The sequence below is a fragment of the Rhodoferax sp. genome, from assembly GCF_039922535.1.
Taxonomy (GTDB): domain Bacteria; phylum Pseudomonadota; class Gammaproteobacteria; order Burkholderiales; family Burkholderiaceae_C; genus Rhodoferax_B.
Window position 1 is genome coordinate 1 of record NZ_JBDTEM010000164.1, and the last position, 1,938, is coordinate 1,938.

Sequence of the window (1,938 nt, forward strand, 5' to 3'; positions counted from 1 at the left end):
GCATCACCCCGGCCGAACTGCGCTCGGGCCGCCCCATCATCGGCATCGCCCAGACCGGCTCCGACCTGAGCCCCTGCAACCGGGTCCACGTGCAGCTGGCCAGCCGCATCCGCGACGGCATCCGCGACGCGGGTGGCATCCCGATGGAGTTCCCGATGCACCCCATCTTCGAGAACTGCCGCCGCCCCACCGCCGCGCTGGACCGCAACCTGGCCTACCTGGGGCTGGTCGAAATCCTGCACGGCTACCCCATCGACGCGGTGGTGCTGACCACCGGCTGCGACAAAACCACCCCGGCGGGCATCATGGCCGCCTCCACGGTAGACATCCCGGCCATGGTGTTCTCGGGCGGGCCGATGCTGGACGGCTGGCACAACGGGGCCTTGGTCGGCTCGGGCACGGTGATCTGGCAAAGCCGCCGCCGCCTGGCTGCAGGCGAAATCACCGAAGAAGAATTTCTGGAAGCCGCCTGCGCCTCGGCCCCGTCGGTGGGCCACTGCAACACCATGGGCACGGCCTCCACCATGAACGCCATTGCCGAAGCGCTGGGCTTGTCGCTCACCGGCTGCGCGGCGATTCCCGCCGCCTACCGCGAGCGCGGCCAGATGGCCTACGCCACCGGCAAGCGCATCGTCGAGCTAGCCTACGCCGACGTGCGGCCCAGCCACATCCTGACCCGCGAGGCGTTTTTGGACGCCATCACCGTCACCGCAGCCATCGGCGGCTCGACCAACGCCCAGCCGCACCTGGTGGCCATGGCCCGCCACGCCGGGGTCACGCTGACCGCCGACGACTGGAGCCAGGGCTACGACGTGCCGCTGCTGGCCAATGTGCAGCCCGCAGGCCAGTTTCTGGGCGAGCGCTTCCACCGCGCGGGCGGCGTGCCCGCCATCATGTGGGAGCTGCTGCAAGCCGATCGCCTGCACGCCGACCGGCCCACCGTCACCGGCCGCAGCATGGCCGAAAACCTGCAAGGCCGCGCCAGTGGCGACCGCGAGGTGATCTACCCCTACGCCGAACCGCTGCGCGCGCAGGCCGGGTTCCTGGTGCTGTCGGGCAACCTGTTTGACTTTGCGATCATGAAAACCAGCGTCATCTCGGACGACTTCCGCCAGCGCTACCTCAGCACGCCGGGTGCCGAAGACGTGTTTGAGTGCCGCGCCGTGGTGTTTGACGGCTCGGACGACTACCACGCCCGCATCAACGACCCGGCGCTGAATATCGACGAAAACTCCATCCTGGTGATCCGGGGTGCCGGGCCACTGGGCTGGCCGGGCTCGGCCGAGGTGGTCAACATGCAGCCGCCCGACCACCTGCTCAAGCGCGGCATCAGCAGCCTGCCGACGCTGGGCGATGGCCGCCAGTCGGGCACCGCCGACAGCCCGTCCATCCTCAACGCCGCGCCCGAAAGCGCCGCCGGTGGTGGCCTGAGCTGGCTGCGCGACGGCGACATGGTACGGGTCGACCTGCGCCAGGGCCAGTGCAACGCGCTGGTCGATGCGGCAGAAATCGCCCGCCGCAAGCTGCTGGCCCCGCCCCCCATCCCCGCCAGCGCCACCCCGTGGCAGGAGCTGTACCGGGAGAAAACCGGCCAGTTGGACGGCGGCGGCGTGCTGGAATTTGCCCTGAAATACCGGGGTATCGCCGCGACCCCGCCGCGCCACAACCACTAGTCGAATTTAGATAAAAAGAGCTGCCAGCGCAGGTGCTACCTGCGCTGGCAGCTCTTTTTTTTATAGTGCCCGCTGTACGTCCACCACCACCCGCCCGCGCACGCTTCCTTTCAGCAGCTCGGCCCCCACGGCTACGGCAGTATCCAGACCGATTTCGTGCACCATGGCTTCCAGCTTGGCCACGTCCAGGTCTTGCGCCAGCCGTTGCCAGGCTTGCTGGCGCTGGGGTAGGGGGCACATCACGCTGTCAATGCCATACAGGGTG

Annotated in this window: 1 protein-coding gene and 1 pseudogene; one reads left to right on the forward strand and one right to left on the reverse strand. The window is 68.5% G+C overall.

The window, feature by feature from the left end:
• The coding region (locus ABI213_RS07900) for an IlvD/Edd family dehydratase (RefSeq protein ID WP_348026631.1) at positions 1-1,673 on the forward strand (1,673 nt) is incomplete at its 5' end.
• A gap of 60 nt (positions 1,674-1,733) precedes the next feature.
• On the opposite strand, the pseudogene ABI213_RS07905 reads toward ABI213_RS07900, so the two are convergent.
• A pseudogene (locus tag ABI213_RS07905) lies at positions 1,734-1,938 on the reverse strand (oxidoreductase); the annotation flags it as partial.